The sequence below is a fragment of the Paramesorhizobium deserti genome, assembly GCF_001558695.1.
Classification (GTDB): Bacteria; Pseudomonadota; Alphaproteobacteria; order Rhizobiales; family Rhizobiaceae; genus Paramesorhizobium; species Paramesorhizobium deserti.
The window spans coordinates 119,069-136,398 of record NZ_LNTU01000039.1; the positions used below are offsets into that span (position 1 = coordinate 119,069).

Annotated in this window: 17 protein-coding genes and 1 pseudogene; 12 read left to right on the forward strand and 6 right to left on the reverse strand. The window is 61.8% G+C overall.

Features of this window, described 5'->3' with window-relative positions; genetic code table 11:
* Positions 1 to 5: 5 nt before the first annotated feature.
* The 5 genes from ATN84_RS23145 to ATN84_RS23165 form a co-directional block, all read right to left on the reverse strand.
* The gene (locus ATN84_RS23145; protein ID WP_068884873.1) at positions 6 to 845 is read right to left on the reverse strand and encodes an amino acid ABC transporter permease; all 840 of its coding nucleotides are present in this window, start codon (positions 843 to 845) and stop codon (positions 6 to 8) included.
* Entirely contained in the window at positions 842 to 1,588 is a 747-nt protein-coding gene (locus ATN84_RS23150; RefSeq protein WP_068884874.1) for an amino acid ABC transporter permease, read from the reverse strand. Before ATN84_RS23150 ends, ATN84_RS23145 begins: the two co-directional genes overlap by 4 nt.
* Positions 1,589 to 1,636: 48 nt before the next feature.
* Positions 1,637 to 2,497 carry a transporter substrate-binding domain-containing protein gene (locus ATN84_RS23155; protein WP_068884875.1) on the reverse strand — a complete coding sequence of 287 codons (861 nt, stop codon included), beginning with the start codon at positions 2,495 to 2,497 and terminating at the stop codon, positions 1,637 to 1,639.
* A complete protein-coding gene (locus ATN84_RS23160) occupies positions 2,476 to 4,083 on the reverse strand; it encodes an FAD-dependent oxidoreductase (protein ID WP_068884876.1) in 1,608 nt (535 codons plus the stop codon). The genes ATN84_RS23155 and ATN84_RS23160 overlap by 22 nt, the downstream gene beginning before the upstream one ends.
* A 103-nt stretch (positions 4,084 to 4,186) precedes the next feature.
* Positions 4,187 to 5,101, reverse strand: a complete 915-nt coding sequence (locus ATN84_RS23165; protein ID WP_244491179.1) for a LysR substrate-binding domain-containing protein — start codon at positions 5,099 to 5,101, stop codon at positions 4,187 to 4,189.
* Between the two features lie 231 nt (positions 5,102 to 5,332).
* Between ATN84_RS23165 and ATN84_RS23170 the strand changes: the two genes are divergently transcribed.
* From ATN84_RS23170 to ATN84_RS23195, 6 genes are read left to right on the forward strand one after another with little or no spacing between them, the layout of a single operon-like run.
* Positions 5,333 to 6,490, forward strand: coding sequence for an ABC transporter ATP-binding protein (locus ATN84_RS23170; RefSeq protein WP_068884878.1), 1,158 nt, complete (start codon positions 5,333 to 5,335; stop codon positions 6,488 to 6,490).
* 25 nt (positions 6,491 to 6,515) lie between these two features.
* Positions 6,516 to 7,649, forward strand: coding sequence for an ABC transporter substrate-binding protein (locus ATN84_RS23175; RefSeq protein ID WP_068884879.1), 1,134 nt, complete (start codon positions 6,516 to 6,518; stop codon positions 7,647 to 7,649).
* Between the two features lie 60 nt (positions 7,650 to 7,709).
* Positions 7,710 to 8,531, forward strand: coding sequence for an ABC transporter permease (locus ATN84_RS23180; RefSeq protein ID WP_068884880.1), 822 nt, complete (start codon positions 7,710 to 7,712; stop codon positions 8,529 to 8,531).
* Entirely contained in the window at positions 8,528 to 9,373 is an 846-nt protein-coding gene (locus ATN84_RS23185; protein ID WP_068884881.1) for an ABC transporter permease, read from the forward strand. The genes ATN84_RS23180 and ATN84_RS23185 overlap by 4 nt, the downstream gene beginning before the upstream one ends.
* Positions 9,370 to 10,437 carry a LacI family DNA-binding transcriptional regulator gene (locus ATN84_RS23190; protein ID WP_068884882.1) on the forward strand — a complete coding sequence of 356 codons (1,068 nt, stop codon included), beginning with the start codon at positions 9,370 to 9,372 and terminating at the stop codon, positions 10,435 to 10,437. The genes ATN84_RS23185 and ATN84_RS23190 overlap by 4 nt, the downstream gene beginning before the upstream one ends.
* On the forward strand, positions 10,434 to 11,198 hold the full coding sequence (locus ATN84_RS23195) for a phosphodiesterase (protein ID WP_068884883.1): 765 nt from the start codon (positions 10,434 to 10,436) through the stop codon (positions 11,196 to 11,198). Before ATN84_RS23190 ends, ATN84_RS23195 begins: the two co-directional genes overlap by 4 nt.
* Here ATN84_RS23195 and ATN84_RS23200 read toward each other — a convergent pair.
* The gene (locus ATN84_RS23200) at positions 11,195 to 11,647 is read right to left on the reverse strand and encodes a PACE efflux transporter (RefSeq protein ID WP_068884884.1); all 453 of its coding nucleotides are present in this window, start codon (positions 11,645 to 11,647) and stop codon (positions 11,195 to 11,197) included. The genes ATN84_RS23195 and ATN84_RS23200 overlap by 4 nt on opposite strands.
* Before the next feature lie 90 nt (positions 11,648 to 11,737).
* Between ATN84_RS23200 and ATN84_RS23205 the strand changes: the two are divergent.
* The 6 genes and pseudogenes from ATN84_RS23205 to ATN84_RS23225 all read left to right on the forward strand — a co-directional run.
* Positions 11,738 to 12,475, forward strand: a pseudogene (locus ATN84_RS23205) (alcohol dehydrogenase catalytic domain-containing protein); the annotation flags it as partial.
* A gap of 53 nt (positions 12,476 to 12,528) precedes the next feature.
* Positions 12,529 to 12,888, forward strand: coding sequence for a zinc-binding dehydrogenase (locus ATN84_RS27910; RefSeq protein ID WP_342027699.1), 360 nt, complete (start codon positions 12,529 to 12,531; stop codon positions 12,886 to 12,888).
* A gap of 76 nt (positions 12,889 to 12,964) precedes the next feature.
* Positions 12,965 to 13,957, forward strand: coding sequence for a TRAP transporter substrate-binding protein (locus ATN84_RS23210; RefSeq protein WP_244491182.1), 993 nt, complete (start codon positions 12,965 to 12,967; stop codon positions 13,955 to 13,957).
* A gap of 76 nt (positions 13,958 to 14,033) precedes the next feature.
* Positions 14,034 to 14,528, forward strand: coding sequence for a TRAP transporter small permease (locus ATN84_RS23215; RefSeq protein ID WP_068884885.1), 495 nt, complete (start codon positions 14,034 to 14,036; stop codon positions 14,526 to 14,528).
* Positions 14,528 to 15,805, forward strand: a complete 1,278-nt coding sequence (locus ATN84_RS23220) for a TRAP transporter large permease (protein ID WP_068884886.1) — start codon at positions 14,528 to 14,530, stop codon at positions 15,803 to 15,805. Before ATN84_RS23215 ends, ATN84_RS23220 begins: the two co-directional genes overlap by 1 nt.
* Positions 15,806 to 15,813: 8 nt before the next feature.
* On the forward strand, positions 15,814 to 17,307 hold the full coding sequence (locus ATN84_RS23225; RefSeq protein WP_068884887.1) for a mannitol dehydrogenase family protein: 1,494 nt from the start codon (positions 15,814 to 15,816) through the stop codon (positions 17,305 to 17,307).
* Positions 17,308 to 17,330 lie beyond the last annotated feature (23 nt).

Sequence of the window (17,330 nt, forward strand, 5' to 3'; positions counted from 1 at the left end):
TCGAATTAATTTGCAAAGACATATTTACGCTCAAGCTTCCGCGTCAAGAGTGCGATCGGGTAGATGTAGGCGAAGAACAGGCACAAGAGGAAAAGGTAGAACGGGATCAGGAATTCCGGGCGCGCACCCGCCGCTTCCATAGCGGCCTGCGCATTGCCGACCGCCTCACGCACACCTAGAATCGAGGCCATCGGCGTCGCCAGCGCCAGGAGTGCATACCAGTTCATCCAAGGCGGGATGGCGCGCCTGATGCATTGCGGCAGGATAATCCAGCGCAATGTCTGCCCCCGGCTGAAGGCCAGGCTCTCGGCGGAATCCCACTGCCCTTTCGGGATCGAATTGATCGCTCCGCGCACGATCTCGCTGATATTGGCCATCACCGGCAGCGAGAAGGCGAAGGTGGCCTTTACCCAATCCGGTATGATGATCGTACCGCCGCCAGGCAGACGGATCTCGAATGGCATCAGGAACATGATGACGAACAGGATCACCAGCCATGGCGAATTGCGGAACAGATGCGTCACCAGCCACGCCGGCATCCGCAACAGCCGCGACCGGCTGATCTGCAGGAGACCGAGACCGACGCCGAACAGCGTCGCCACCGCCATGGCGATAAAGCTCATCAGCAGATTGAGCCCGAATCCCTTCAGGATGAAAGGCAGCCAGAGAACAAGCGTGCGTATCGCCGAGGGACTTGCCGGCTGCGGTTCCGACTGGGCATAGGCAACCGCAAGCGAACCGAAGAACGCCAGCACCAGCCACATGCCTTGCCGCCAGTGGATTCGGGAGCAGAAGCCGCCTTCGGCAAAGCGCCGTCTTTCGATACGGAAAGCCTCGCCCTTCATTGGCCGTACCCCGGCAGCGACAGCCTGCGCTCGATGAAATGGAGCCCGGCTGCCAAAAGCGACACCACGAGCACGTAGAAGAGGAACAGCAGAAGCATCATCTCCGGAACGTTCACATTGTCCGACCAGACCTGATTGAGCGTGTAGGTCATCTCCGGGACGGAAATGACGTAGGCAAGCGATGTGGTTTTGGCCAGGCTGACCAGATTGTTCGTCAGCGCTGGCAGGCTGATGCGGAATGCCAGCGGCAGGATGACGTGCAGATATGTCTGCCATTTCGTCATGCACAGGCTCTCGGCGGCTTCCTTCGTCGATTCCGGCACAGCCTCCATGCCGGAACGGAAGATCTCGATATTGAATGCACCGCCGAAAATGCTGAGCGAAATGACCGCCCACATGAAGGAGGAGATCAACGGCTGGTAATAGCCTCCCATGTCGACCTGCGGCGTGAACGTGCCGAGGGCGAAATAGAAAAACAGGAGCTGAATCATGGGCGGGGTGTTGCGGAACGCCTGGATATAGGCGTCCATCAAGACGCGCAGGACGGGGGACCGGGCACCCTGCGCCCAGGCCCCCAGCACGCCGATCACCAGCGACAGGACGATCGACCAGAATATCAGCTGCAGCGACACGCTGATGCCGGAGAGGAACCGCTCATATTCATAATGGTCGTAAAAGACGATGAAGTTCAGCCCGGTGCGCTCGTAGAGATCCTGAAAGAATGGCGCGATCAACTGGAACATTTCAGCTCCCGCGGCCGATCAGGGGTCGATGTTCTGTCCAGCATCGGTTCAGTTGCCGGCTTTCAGATAGCTCGCATCCCACTTCGCCTTGTCATGCTGCTCGGCGATCCAGTCCGACGGCTTCACATTCCATTTCTTCTCGAGTTCGAGCAGCTTTCCGGAAGCCTGCCAGCGATAGGCCATGCCGGACATGAACACACCCCACGCCCTGTCCAATTCCTCCAAGGGAACTGCTGCAGCCCAAGGATTGTTGTAGAGGACGGACACAGGCATTTCGTAGCCCTCCCACTCGCCGGAAGCGAGGTCGGCCGTGATGCTGGCATCGTCATAAACCCAGGCAACACATTTTCCCGAACGCAAAGCCTCCTTGCCTTCTGTGTTGCCCGTAAAGGCGACGACCTTGGCCTTGTATTCCGTCTCAATGGTCTTGTTGTAGAAGACACCCTGCTTGCCGCAAACGGGCTTGCCCGCAATGTCTTTCCAATCCTTGATGATGCCTTCCTTCGCAAGCAGCGTCGGACCAGATGTCCAGTACGCGGGCTCTATTATTCCGACCACTTTGCGCCGATCGGCGGTATCATACATGCCCCCGATGATCAGATCGATCTTGCCCTGCTGAAGGAACTGCATGCGGTTGGCGGAGGTGATCACCACCGGCTCGAGCTTGACGCCGAGAGTATCGGCGACCGTGTGGGCGAGATCGATCTCGATGCCCTGCATCGATCCGTCCGGGGAGGGAAAGGACCAGGGCTTGAAAGCGCCGAGCACGCCGACACGCACCGTTCCGCGGTCGATGATTTCCGTCAGCCGCGAACCGGCCGCCTGCGCCCCATTGATGGAAAGCACCGTGCTTGCGGCAAGCGTGAGGGCGAGGGCGGCAATGCTCTTCAATGTGTATCTGCGTTCCATGCTTCTATATCTCCCATTGCTGATGTCGTTGCCCTTTCAGGCATCGGATCCGATCCCGTGCGGAAAACCGTCTTCTGGTACCGGATGAATTTGTCGACTTCCCCTGCGGTTTTTTCCCGCGACCAACCCAACAGATCGGCGATGGAATGTGCGGCCTCTTCCACTTCACCGCGGGTCAGATGGCGGCGCCAGGCGAGGCCGGTCCTGGTATAGAGTATGCCCTTCAGGTCGCGCGCATGTTCGGCGGATACGGCCCGGCGGAAAGCGACGCGCCTGTTCTCCGTCAAAAGACTTGAGATGCTGGACCAACCGCGGTCCGGCGGGTTTGCGCTTTGCTTTCCCGCGGAGGCATAGGAAGGCTTCAGTTGCTTTTCGGCAATCCGCCGCATCTCGCGCCCGGCGCTCAGATGCGTCATCACCGGGCCGGCCGTCATGGCGAAAATGCCGGGCCGCCCCGCACGGGCGAGATCATGAACCTCCCGCGTGCGCCGGCCCATCGGTTGCCGGATGTCGAAAGTCAGGGGCCGCACGCCGGCCCAGGTGAACGCCACGTCGCGACGGCTCAACCCCAGTCCGGGAAGCATGAAATCGGCCTCTGCGAGCAGGAAATCGATGTCTTCGTCCGTGGCTGCCACGTCGCCGGCATCGCCGTCGAAGGGTGTCTCTGTCGGTCCGAAATAGAAATAATCGTCATGCGAAGGCAGGCAATAAAACGGCATGCCGCCGCGATGGATGGTCGCGATCCCGAAGCCACGATAGGCCTCGGGCAGCCTGACTGCGATATGGGCGCCTTTCGTTCCGCGGATCAGCCGGGGAGCGGCCTCGCCAGTCATCGTGCCGCCATTGACCTCATCTATCCAGGTGCCGGCCATGTTCATGACGAGAATGGCGCGTATTTCGGCGGTTTCGCCACGCTCGATATCCGAAAGCCTGACGAGCCAGCCGCCCTGTTCTCTCCCTATGATCTCTGCCTGGCAGAACAGTCGTATCTCCGCGCCATTTTCCTGCGCATCGAGCGCAGCATCCGCGCACAGCCGTTCCGGCCAGTCCATGATGTATTCCCGATAGGTAGCAACGGAACGCAGCCCCTTAGGATCACGCAAATGGCGGGCAAAAGGCAGATGAGCTTCAAAGCCCTTCGTCAGCCGACGATAATCCAGCGGCGGCTCCGGTGGCCCGAGACGGCGCAGCAAACGGAAACCGACATCAAGATGCCAGCCGCGGACCGGGCTTTCGGGATAGATGGGAAAGCACATGGTGAAGGGCTTGCATCGGCCCGGTTCCCGTTCCACGAGTTCCGCCCGCGCCTCCATTCCGGCCCGGGCCATGCGCACCGCCTTGGCGAAGCGCAGCGGATGCAGCGCAAAGGTGGCGACGGGGCTGGGTGTCTCGAAATAGCGAAGGCCGCAATGCAGGATGCGCGAGGAGCGGCTGGATGCTCCAGCGGCGAAATCGCGCTTTTCAACGAGCAAAACCCTGTATCCGGCCAGCGCAAGTTCACGTGCCGTGCTCGCACCGTTGATGCCTGCGCCGATCACGACCACGTCGTAATCCCTGCCCTGCATCTCGGTAAGCTTCGGCAGCATTGGCAGCCCGTTCCCTGGATGATCAACCACGCCAATAAAGCGATGATTCCGCAATGTGCAAAATAGAATTATCAGCTATTGGTATGCGCGAAATGCATACCAATCAGTGCGGCAGTTGCGCCAGGAGCCGATTGCGCCTTTCAGCCATCAGCTCCAGCAGGGCATCTGCGGCTGGATTGGCCACCCGCGTTTCCGGTCGCAGCAATGCGACGTTGAACGGGATTTTCGGGGCGAAGGGTATCAGCCTGACCCTGTCGTCCAGTTGCTCGACCGCCGTATAGGGATCGATGATCGCTATGCCGATACCCTGCTTCACCATCTCATATGCCGAAACCGAGAAGGTGGTCTCATAGGCGGCATCCACCTTGACACCGCTGGATTGCAAGGCTTGGTCGAGGAGATGCCGTGCCGAGACGAAGGACGTCCAGGAGATGAACGGCCCCTGATGCAGGTCGACCGGGCCGAGCCGGCTGCGATCCGCGAGCGGGTGGTCGCGTGGGACCGCCGCGATATAGGGCGCATCGCTGAAAATCTCGGTGCGGAACCCGGAACGCCTGAACGGCGTCTCCGCCAGGCCGAAATCGATCTGCTGGGCGGCCGCCCATTCTTCGATCTTGACTGACATGCGCACATTCAGCGTAACCTTGGTCTTGGGCCAGTCCTGGCGGAACCGCGCGAGCAGATGCGGCACGAAATTGATGCCGAGGGCGGGCATCACCGCAAGGCTGATCTTGCCACCTTCCCCGCTCGCCAGCCGTGAAGCGAAGCTGCTCAGCGCCTCAAGCGAGACATAGGCGCGTTCGATTTCGTCGAGCAGCATGTGAGCGACGGGTGTCGGGGTGACCTGTCCCCTGCGCCGCTCGAAAAGCGAGACGCCGAGTTCATATTCCAACCTGTCGAGGAGCCGGCTCACGGCCGGTTGGCTGCGCCCCAGAAGCTCCGCCGCCCCGCTCACCGTGCCGGTCAGCATGACGGCGCGGAACGCCGCGTAATGCAGAAGGTTCAACGTACTTTTCAACGGCGTATGATCCTCCGCCGGATTCATCAGAACGATGTGCTCGCATTGCGCATGAGGTTGAGATTCCGGGCAAATAGCAAGCGGGCAATGACACGCATCATGAACGCACATTGTCACATGCTCCGGCAAGTGCCCGGATGTCATCTGCCCGTTATGATTGCCTCTTATAGCTTCGCCCGTTGAAGGAGGCGGGGTTTCGCCTTCCATTGCACAGCTGTGCAAAGGGCAAAAATGGATAACGGAACTTTTCTGCGCATTGCCGGCCTGTCGGCCGGATATGGCGCCACCCGGGTGCTGGAGCGGCTGGATCTCGATATCCGCAAGGGCGAATTCGTCGCCCTGCTCGGCTCGTCGGGATGCGGCAAGACCACGCTCCTGCGGGCCGTCGCCGGCTTTGCAAAGCCCTCCGCCGGCTCCATCATCGTGGCGGGACGGGACGTCACCCGCCTGCCGCCGGATCGACGCGGCATGGCGATGGTCTTCCAGTCCTATGCGCTCTGGTCGCATATGACGGTCGGGCAAAACATCGGCTATGGGCTGAAGCTGAAGGGACTGCCACGTACTGAAATCGCGCAGCGCGTCGGCGAACTGGAAGAGATGCTTGGCCTGACCGGTCTTGGGAGCCGCAAGCCAGCAGCTCTCTCCGGCGGGCAGCGCCAGCGTGTGGCACTCGGCCGGGCGCTTGCGATCAACCCGCAGATCCTGCTCCTCGACGAGCCGCTTTCCAATCTCGATGCGCGCATCCGCCTGAAGGTGCGCCACGATATCAGCGCGCTGCAGAAGCGGCTCGGCATCACCGCCGTCCACGTCACGCACGACCGGGAGGAAGCCATGGTGATGGCCGACCGGATCGTCATCATGGATGCGGGCCGCATCGCCCAGCAGGGCACGCCGGAGGAGGTCTATAACCGCCCCGCCTCGCCTTTCGTCGCTGCCTTCATGGGCGCGGAGAATGTGCTTGAGCTTTCGGGCAATGTCGACGCCAGCGCGGTCGCGATCAAAGCGGGAGCGAACAACCACCGTTGTCTGCTGCCGCTTGGCGGCCGGACGCTCGAAAGCGGCATGTTCGAAGCACGTTTCCGGGCCGAGGCGGCGGAGCTGATGACGGGTGACGCCCCTGCCGGTGCGCCGGGTCAGGCGCTAGAGCTTTCCGGCCGTGTCGAAGCGGCGAGCTATCCCGGCGGCATCTGGCGGCATTCGATCCGCATAGGCGAAGCTCAAATTCTCGTCGATGCCCCTCGCCCGTTCGAGCATGGCTCCGCGGTGCGCATCCGCATCCCCGCGGAAAAGCTCTTCCTTTTCAACACGCGGAGCGCGCATGAGCGCCCGCACGCCCATTCCCTGCACGACGGCCGCAAAGGCCGCGTCCTGGAAGCATCCGAGACGTGATCATTCATCAATGGAGACGACACCCATGAAGAGACTCCTTCAGGCGATGCTGGTTTTGGGCCTTGCGGCCTCACCGGCCAACGCAGCGGAACTTACCGTCATCACCGCCGGCGACCAGAACATGGTCGACTACATCAACGAATATCTCGCACCGCTGTTCGAAGAACAGAACCCGGGAAATACGGTGCGCGCCGTCGGCACCGGCCCGGGCGACGCCGGATCGCAAAAGATCCTTGAGCGTTTCGAGGCACAGAAGAAGGCCGGTGCGGAGAAATGGGACACCGACGTTGCCGTCGTGCACGAGAAATTCGCCGGCCCGATGATCGAGGGCGGCTATCTCGAGGCCTATCGTGACAGGATCGCAACCGGAAAGATGGTCACGCGCGCCAATGCCGACATGGCGCTCGGCGCGAAGGTTACCGGCTATGTCATGCCGATGTTCAACAGCCAGACGGCCATCGCCTATAATCCGGCGCTCGTCTCCAATCCGCCAAAGAGCTACGAGGCGCTGGCGGCCTGGGCGAAGGAGCATCCCAAGCAGTTCGGCTATAATGGCATCAAGGGCGGCGCTTCGGGCGTCAGCTTCGTCATGGGCTGGATCTATGCCTTCGGCGACGATGCCGACAAGCTGATGAACGGCCCGTTCGACAAGGCCGAAACCGCCAAATGGGACAGTGCCTTCGCCAGCCTCGGGGAATTCACCCAGAACGCCACGCTCACCCCCGGCAATGCCGGCACGCTCGACCTCCTGTCGCGCGGCGAAATCGCCATGGGTCCGGTCTGGGTGGACATGTTCTATTCCTGGCAGGCCAACGGCCAGCTGCCGCCCGATTTCAAGCTGTTCCTGCCCGCGCCCGGCATGCCAGGCCAGCCGATGCACTACGTGATTCCGGCCAATGCGCCCAACAAGGAACTGGCGGAGAAGTTCGTCGAATTGGCAACCAGCCCGAAGGTGCAGGCCGAAGGCATCGTCAAGCGCTTCAACTGGTATCCCGGTATCGACGCCGAGCATGTAAAAGCCGAACTCGACGAGGCTACCTGGAACAAGCTCTTCGTCGATATCACGCCGGAAGACCTCGCCAAATACGGCAAGCCCTTCCCGATCGCGCCCTACAACAACGCGATCCTGGAAGCCTATGAGCGCCAGGCGACCAACTGAGCCTAACCCGCAATCCAGGCCGTCCGGATATCCGGGCGGCCGCCCATCCGGAACGACCGAATGCCCAAACGCCTGATCGGACTGGTCCTCGTTCTCCCCGCCCTGGCGGTGATCCTGCTGCTCTTCATCGTCCCGCTCGCCGCCTCGGTGGTCGGCGCTTTCGAAGAGAAGAACAGCTATGGCCTTGGCAATTTCACCAAGGCCTTTGAACTCTATCGTTCCGATGTGATGTTCACGGTGATGATCGTCAGCCTTTCAACGGTCCTGATCGGTCTTTTTTCCATTGCCATCGGCGGCTATCTGACGCTCGGTGAAAACCCGCGAGCCGTCGCGATCCTCCGCTGGCTTTACCGCTGGCCGATGTTCATCCCCTTCATCGTGGTCGGCCAGGTGCTCAGAACGTTTCTCGCCAAGAATGGCCTGATGAACAACATGCTGGTCGGCGCCGGCATAATCACGCCGCTGCAGGCGGCAAGCTTCCTCGACTGGCGCGGCATCGTCATCGCCTTCGTGTGGAAGCAGACGCCCTTCGTCACGCTTTTGGTGGCGGGCGCGATGGCCTCCGTCGACCGCGGCACGATCGAGGCCGCGCGCAACCTCGGCGCCTCGCGCCTGCGCATCCTCCTCGAAATCCTCGTGCCGCAGGTGACGACCACGCTGATGGTCGGGCTCGTCCTCTCCTTCGTCACCATGATGTCCGTGCTGTCCGTACCGCTGATGATCAATGCCCAGTCGCCGACCATGATCACCGCCGATATCGCCTTCCGCATCAATGCCTATGGCGACTATGGCGTCGCCAACGCGCTCGGCCTCATCTCGCTGGCCGTGACCGCCTGCGTCGCCTGGTTCTATCTGCGGCACAGCATGAAGGAGCGGGCATGAGCACCGCCGCCATTCCCGAAACGAATGCGCCCGGCTTCCGCCTTGATCTCTGGTGGATCCCGCGCGCCATCGTCCTCGGTCTCATCGCCTTCGCGATCTTTGGCCCGCTCACCAATCTCCTGCTGTGGACGGTGGCGGAAAAGTGGTATTTCCCGCACACGCTGCCGCTCGAATATGGCTTCAGCTATTGGGGACGAGTATTCTCGCCGCGCGGCAATGCTATGGAATCGCTGACCAACAGCATCCTGGTGGCCTCGCTCACCGTCGTCGTTTCGCTGGCACTGGCCATCCCCGCGGGCTACGCGCTGGCGCGGCTCAGATTGCCTTTCCGGGCGGCGATTCTCTTCGCCTTCCTCATCCCGCAGGCCTTTCCGAACCTGCCGGTCTATGTGAACATCGCCAGGCTCTTCTATGAGATCGGCCTCAACGGCACGATCGCCGGCGTCGTGCTCGTCCACGCCACGCACGGACTGGTCTATGCGGTCTGGATCGCGACGGCCGCCTTCGCCGCCGTTGACGCCGAGCTGGAACAGGCGGCCCGCTCGATAGGCGCCGGCGCACTGCGCGCCTTCCGCGAAGTGACGCTGCCGCTCGCCGCGCCCGGCCTGCTCGCCAGCGCCATCTTCGTCTTCCTGGAATCGCTCGACGAGTTCACCGGCAGCTATTTCGTCGGCGCCCCTGATGTGAACATGCTGCCGCTCCTGCTCTATACGGCGGGGGCCGGAGGCAATTATCAGGTGGCGTCGATCACGGCGCTGCTGCTCCTCATCCCTTCGGTCGGCTTCATGCTGGTGGTTGAACGTTTCCTGAAATCCGACGTCCTGTCGAAGGTAGGCCATTGAGAATTCCGCCGACAGAAGAAGAAACCCCGTCTCGCGGCTTTGTCAGCGCCCAGCAGGTCGCCCGGCTTGCCGGTGTCTCGCGTTCGGCGGTATCGCGGGCCTTCACCCCCGGCGCTAGCATCGCGGCGGAGACGCGCGAAAAGGTAATGCGGGCAGCCATGGAACTCGGCTATCAGGTCAACGATCTGGCGCGCGGGCTGCTCGCCAATCGCAGCCGGCTGGTCGGCCTCGTCGTCACCAGACCGGAGCTTGGCTTCCGCGCGCATCTCGTCTCGGCGCTGACGCAGGCGCTGATCCGGCGGGGGAGCGTGCCTTTCCTCATCAATACCGGAAGCTCCGAGCAGGAAATACAGGCAGCGCAGGCGGCACTCTTCGGCTACCGCGCCGAGGCGACGATCGTCCTGTCCGGCTCTCCGCCTTCGTCCTTCGTCGAACTGGCCCGGCAGAACGGCCAGCCTCTGGTGATGATCGGCCGCTCGGAACCCGATTGCGATCATGTCCGCATTGATAATGCCGCAGCGGCAAGAAAAGCAGCCGCGCTGTTCGTGGCGCGCGGATCGCAACGGCTCGGTCTCGTGGCATCGGCTTCCGGCACGCCGAGCATCGTCGAACGCCAGCAGGCCTTCATCGATGAGGCAGGGCGGCTCGGAGCAGAAATCTTTCAATCCCATGGAAGCGATTCCGATTATGCCGGTGGGCAGGAAGCGGCCGCGCAGCTCTTCGACCGTGAGGACCGACCGCAGGCGGTCTTCTGCGTCAACGATCTCATGGCCATGGGCCTCATCGACACCGTTCGCTACCGTTTCAGGCTGAAGGTGCCGGACGATATATCGGTGATCGGCTTTGACGACATTCCGGAAGCCGCGTGGGAGGCTTACCAACTCAGCACCTTCAGGCAGGATCCCGATGCGATTGCCGCTCACGCCATCGAGCATCTGGACCGGCGCCTCGCCGATCCGTATACACCGCCCTCCACGGCGCATCTGGAAGCCAGATTTATCGAGCGGCGGAGCACGATGCCGGGTGGCGCTCAACACAAATGGCAATATGGAAATATCCCATGAAGATCATTCAGGTCTCCGATCTCCATCTTCGCGTTCCAGGCGAACTGCTCTTGGGGATAAATCCTCTGGCACGGCTGGAAGATTGCATCGCCGATCTCAATCGCAACCACGCAGACGCCGACCTCGTCGTCTTCTCAGGCGACCTCACGAATGATGGCGAACCTTCAGCCTATGCCGCACTGGCGGAACGGCTCGCCGGGCTTGCCGCGCCGTTCCGTTTGATGCTCGGCAATCATGACGACCGCGCGGCCTTTCGCGCGGCTTTCCCCGACGCGCCAGGTGACGACGGCTTCGTACAATCTTCCATCGACCTGCCGGATGGCCGGATCGTGCTGCTCGACACGCTGGAGACCGGCCTTATCGAGGGCAGGCTATGCCAAGAACGGCTTGCCTGGCTCGATGCCGCGCTGGCGGATGCGCGAAGCGCGTTGCTCTTCCTGCATCATCCGCCCTTCTCCATCGGCGTGCCTTCCCTCGACAAATGGCGATTGTCCGACGCCGGGCGCCTGCGGGACGTTCTCATTCGCCACAACAATGTGAGGCATATTTTCGCCGGCCATGTGCACCGGTTCGCCGCGGGCAGCTGGAGCGGCATCCCGTTTGCAACGGTGCGCGCCACCAGTCTGCAGTCGGCACTCACCTTCAGCGGTCCGCACGAGGTCAGCTCCGAGGCGCCGGCCTATGCCGTGATCCTGGCCTACAACGACAACATCGTCGTCCATATGCACGAGTTTCCCTGCCGGAACCCGGCGGAGGTCTAACGTTTCGCTGTCGCCATCTGCGCCGCTTCATCCTTCCATTCCGGCAATGGGAACAGGCGGTCGTAGGCCCAGTTGAACACGAGAGCATAGGCCATGTAGAAGGCGGCGAAGGATATATCCATCAGCAGCGCCTCCCAAAGGCCGATGCCCAGATACCATGCGATTAGCGGCAGCAACACGATCAGCAGGCCGAGCTCGAACAGCACCGTATGCGCTATTCGAACCAGCGCGGTCTTTCGGGTCGTCCCGCGAAGGCGCTGCATCGCCTGATCGAAAATCCAATTGTAGATGTAATTCCAGATCGTAGCGAGCGTAGCGCTTGCGACCCCGACCACGCCTATATCGTGCAAAGGCTTATCGAAGGCCCACGCCCCAAGCGGCGTGACCGTGGCTAACCCGATGATTTCAAAGCTGATCGCGTGACGAATTCGATCGCGTGCCGTGCGCATCCATACCCTCCTGGGAAACATTCGGGTCGTCCCGAACAGTCGTCCCAGAGGTCTGGGGAGGTCGTCCTCGCTTGTGCCCGATATAGATCAATGGGGAGACCGTTACAAGGAAGCGGCGCTATTCGGCCAGACCTGCCACTCCCATTGACATGCTACCATGGTAGTATTAGAGATGGTCCGCAGACGCCGAGCCGCCTCGTGGTGGAATACGGGAGGAAGAAGAAATTGATAGCAGTTCGCGTGCGCGCGCCGCATTCCCTGGAGGTCATCGAGGTTGACCGCTCCGAGCCAGGCCCGAACGAAGTGCGTGTGATCGTGTCGACCGCCGGGATTTGCGGCTCCGACATTCATATCCTGCACGGCTCCAATCCCTTCGCCAAATATCCGCGCGTCATCGGCCATGAATTTGCCGGCACCGTCGCTGCGGTGGGTAGCGCGGTCACCTCCGTTGCCATTGGCGACCATGTCGTAGTCGATCCCGTCATCTCCTGCGGCCATTGCTATGCCTGCAGCATCGGCCGCTCCAATGTCTGCGCCAATCTAGAAGTCATGGGCGTGCATCGCGACGGCGGTTTCGGCTCGGAAGTCGTCGTGCCCGCCGAAAATGCGGTGAAGGTCTCGAAGGACCTGCCGATTGCGGTGGCGGCGCTTGCCGAACCATTCTCCATTGCCGCCAACGTGCTGTCGCGCGCCGGCTGCGACGAACGTGACACAGTCCTCGTCTACGGCTCCGGTACCGTCGGACTGACCGTCCTGCAGGTCGCAAAACTGAAAGGCGCGCGGGTCATCGTCGCAGATCCGGACAAGCGGCGCCTCGAACGCGCGGAACAGTTCGGCGCCGATCGGCTTCTACAGACGGGTAAAGACGAATACCAGCAAGCGTGGCGACCGAAAATGACAGGCTCGGACCGACATTGGTCATCGACGGCGCCGGGATTCCAGCCCTTCTCGAAGAGGCCTGCCGCGTGGCAAGCCCCGCCGGACGGATCGGCATTCTTGGATTTTCGCCGGCCCCCTGCAATGTTTCACAGCAGGAGATCGTCAAGAAGGAACTGACGCTCGTCGGCTCCAGGCTCAGCCGGCGGCTTCTGCCGGAGGTGGTAGGGTGGCTGGAAAGCGGTCAGTTGAAGCCGGAGCCGATGATCACCCAGACATTCCCCGGCAGCGATGCGAAGGATGCCTTCGCGCTGATCGAAGAGGCGCCGGAAAAAACGGTTAAGGTGCAGCTGGATTTCAGCTGATTGAAGCGCGACTCAAGCCGCGGGACCAAACATGGCCCACCGATATTCGGGCGGGCATGAACCAAGGGAGGATAACATGATCAAGACGACCCTGAAGAGACGCGGCCTGCTGGCCGGCCTGCTTGCAACCTGTGTTGCCCTGACCGGACTGACGCCCAGTCTGGCGGAAGCCAAGACGCTGAAGCTCGGCCATCTCGGCAATGAGGATAATTCCTGGCACAAGGCCGCGATGAAATTCGCCGAGGAGGTGAAGGCGCGCACCAATGGCGAGCTCGAAGTGCAGGTCTTCCCGAACGAGCAGCTCGGCAAGGAAACCGACCTGATCAAGGGGCTGCAGCTCGGCACCGTTGATTTCACCATCACCGGCGAATCCCTGCAGAACTGGACGCCCTATGCCTCGCTACTGGCCGTTCCCTATGCGATCCGCGACAGCGAGCATATGCGCAATGTGGTCGAAGGCCCGATCGGACAGAAGATCGCCTCCGAAATCGAGACCAAGGCCAAGCTGGTACCGCTCACCTGGTTCGAGCGCGGCCCGCGCGAACTGACCTCCAACAGGCCGATCAAATCTCCCGACGAGCTCAACGGGCTGAAGCTGCGCGTGCCGAACGTGCCGCTGTTCGTCTCGGTCTGGGAGGCGCTCGGCGCCAAGCCGACGCCGATGGCCTTCTCGGAAGTCTTCACCGCGCTACAGAGCCATGTCATCGACGCCCAGGAGAATCCCCTCGCCCTGATCCGCTCGGCAAGCTTCTATGAAGTCCAGAAATACGTGAACATGACCGATCACGTACGCAGCTGGATCTATCTCGTCGGCAGCCAGCGCCTGATGAACAACCTGACGGACGAGCAGCGCAACGCCGTCATGGAAGCGGCCAAGGTGGCGCAGGCCTATGAACACGAGCTATTCCTTGCCGATGAGGAACGCTTCAGAAACGAACTGCAGAGCAAGGGCATGGAGTTCGTCGAGGTGGACAAGGCAGCCTTTGCCGAGAAGGCGAAGGACGCGGTAGTCAAGGCGCTCGATCCGGAAGTCCAGCCGCTCTATGAAGAGATGCTGACGGTCAAGTAGACATCCAGGCGCTTGCGATGCGGCTGCCCTTCGCGGGCGGCCGCACCGATGCGATCGTTTTCAGGGATTTGAAGCCATGAGAAATCTGCTGGGAAAAATCATTGAGGGCGCGGCGGTCCTGTGCCGGGTTGGCACGGTCGTCGCCTTTGCAGTGCTGATCGTCATGGTGACCCTGCAGGTGCTGGGCCGCATCCCCGGAATCGCGGCTCCGATCTGGACAGAGGAAGTCTCGCGCTTCGCCCTGCTCTATCTCGTTGCCTTCTCCTGCGGACTGGCGGTGCTGGACGGCGAGTTGGTCAATGTCGATCTCCTGACCTCGACCCTGCCGGCCAGGGTGCAGGCCGCCATCGACAAGCTGGTCGACATCGCCGCGATCGTTTTTGCGCTGGCGATCATTCCCGGCGCCTATGCCTATGTGATCAATAGCGTCGGCGAGCGTGCCCGCTCGTTCGATGCGCCCATGGTGATCGTCTACAGCACCATCCTTATCATCCCCGTCTCGCTTGCCTTCTTCTATTTCGCCCGCCTCCTCGGCTTCGGCAAACCGATGCAACATCAGGAGACGCTGTAATGCTGGTCGCAGCCCTTTTCGGCACTTTCGTCATCTGTCTCGCGCTCGGCGTTCCCGTCGCCATCACGCTCGGCATTTCCTCGGCTGTCTATCTCTACCTCGCCGATATCGACCTGACGGTGGTCTCGCAATTCATGTATTCCGGCATGGACAGCTTCGTGCTGCTGTGCATTCCCGGCTTCGTGCTGGCCGGCAATCTGATGAACAATGGCGGCATCACCGACCAGATCGTCCGCTTCGGCAATGCCCTCGTCGGCCATATACGGGGCGGGCTCGGCCTCGCCAACGTTACGGGATCGATGATCTTCGCCGGCATCTCGGGAACGGCCGTATCGGAAACAGCTTCGATCGGCGCGGTGATGATCCCCGCCATGAAGAAATCCGGCTACGGCGCCGGCTTCGCCTCGGCGCTGACAGCTGCCGCCTCGACAGTCGGCCCGATCATTCCACCTTCGGTGCCGATGATCATCGTCGGCACGCTGACCGGCCTTTCGGTCGGCCGCATGTTCCTGGCCGGTGCCATTCCAGGCCTGATGATGGGGCTCGGCATGATGCTGACGGTCTACATCATCGCGCGGCTGCGCAACTATCCCAAGGGCAAATGGGTCGGCTTCCGCGAGGTGCTCGTCTCCGGCAAGGCCGCCTTCTGGGCGGTGCTGATGACGCTGATCATCATCTTCGGCATTGTCGGCGGCGTCTTCACGCCTACCGAAGCGTCGATCGTCGCCTCGCTCTATGCCTTTGCCATCGGTCTCTTCATCTACAAGGGCTTCACGCTGAGCCAACTGCCGCGCATCATGCTCGAATCCGCCATCGGCTCGGGAGCGCTGATCCTTCTCGTTGGCCTCGCAAACGTCTTCGGCTGGATACTCACCAGCGAGCAGATCCCGCAGATGATCGCCAGCGCCATGTTGTCGGTGACGGAGAACAAATTCCTGATCCTGTTGATGATCAATATTCTGCTGCTCTTCGTCGGCACCTTCATGGAGACGATCGCGGCCCTCATCATCCTCTTCCCGCCGCTGCTCGCGGTGGCGCAGCAGGTCGGCGTCGATCCGGTGCAGTTCGCCATGATCGCCATCATCAATCTGATGATCGGCCTGACCACCCCGCCGGTCGGCATCTGCCTGTTCGTCGCCGGCAATATTGGTAAAGTGCCGTTGCGAATCATCAGCCGCGAGGTCCTGCCCTTCATCCTCAGCAATCTGATCGTGCTGATGCTGGTCACCTTCGTTCCGGCGCTGTCCCTGTGGCTGCCTTCCCTCTTCTTCGATTGAGCACGACCATGACCGAGAGACTTGGCACCGCAACGCTGCAAAACGCGAAGGCCTGCCTCCCCGGCTTCGACCGGACGAAACTGCGGCCCGGCATCGTTCATATCGGCCTTGGCGCGTTCTACCGGGCCCACGGCATCGTCTATAATGACGACGCGATCGAGAGCGATCCGGCGTCCCACAGTGGCTGGGGCATCATCGGCGTCAGCCTGCGCAGCCCTTCGCAGCGCGACAAGCTTGGCCCCCAGGACGGTCTTTACACCACGGTCGAGCGCTCGGCCTCCGGCGACAAGCCGCGCATCATGGGCTCGCTGCTGCAATCGATCGTGGCGCCGGAAGACCCGAAAGGCCTCGTCGAGATCCTGGCGAACCCGGGCATCCGCATCGTTACCATCACGGTCACGGAAAAGGGCTATTGCCACGATCCGGCGACGGGGCGTCTCAATCCGGCCCATCCCGATATCGTCCATGATCTGGAACATCCGGAAACACCCGTCTCCCTGCCGGGCTTCATCGTTGCGGCGCTGACATTGCGTGAAGCGCGCGGGATCGCACCATTCACGGTCGTCAGCTGCGATAATCTACCCTCAAACGGCAAGCTGTTGCGCGGCCTGATCCGTGATTTCGCCGCGCTGCGCGACGACCGCCTTGCCGCATGGATCGAGAGCAACGTTGCGTTCCCCAGCACCATGGTGGATCGCATCGTTCCCGCCTCGACCGATGACGATCTCCGGTTGACCCAGGACCTCATAGGGTTCACGGATCTGGCGCCTGTCATCCACGAGCCCTTCCGCCAATGGGTCATCGAGGATATTTTCGACACCGCCGAGCGGCCCGCCTGGGAGCGAGCGGGAGCGCAGTTCGTCGCCGATGTCGAGCCGTTCGAGCTGATGAAGCTGCGCATGCTCAACGGCACGCACTCCTCGCTCGCCTATCTCGGCTTTCTCTCCGGCTACGAGACCATCTCGCAGACGGTGGCCGATCCCGTTTTCCAGGATTTCCTCGCCGGTCTCTGGCATGAGGAAATCATCCCGACGGTTCCAGCCCCAGCAGGCACCGATCTCGCCGCCTATGCTGGCCAACTGCTCGAACGCTACGCGAACCCCGCCATCAGCCACCGCACGGGGCAGATCGCCATGGACGGTTCGCAAAAGCTGCCGCAGCGCCTACTCGGCACCATCCGCGACCGGCTGAAAGCCGACAAGCCCTGGGACCGGCTGGCGCTGGCGGTCGTCGCCTTCATCTTCTATGCCGCCGGCACGGACGAAAAGGGCCGGCCGATCGACGTCAGGGATCCGCTGGCCGGCCAGCTGAAAGCTGAAGGCGGGGTCGATCCGGCAACGCATCTGCGCCGCGTGATCGCAATCGGGAGCATCTTCGGCGCCGATCTCGGACGCGATGAACGCTTCTTCAACAAAGTCGAGGCTGCCTATCGCAGCCTTCTTTCCGGCGGCGCCCATGCCGCGATCAGCGCAATCAACCAGACAGCGAAACAAGAGAAATGACAGATCAGATCGGAGCGATCACC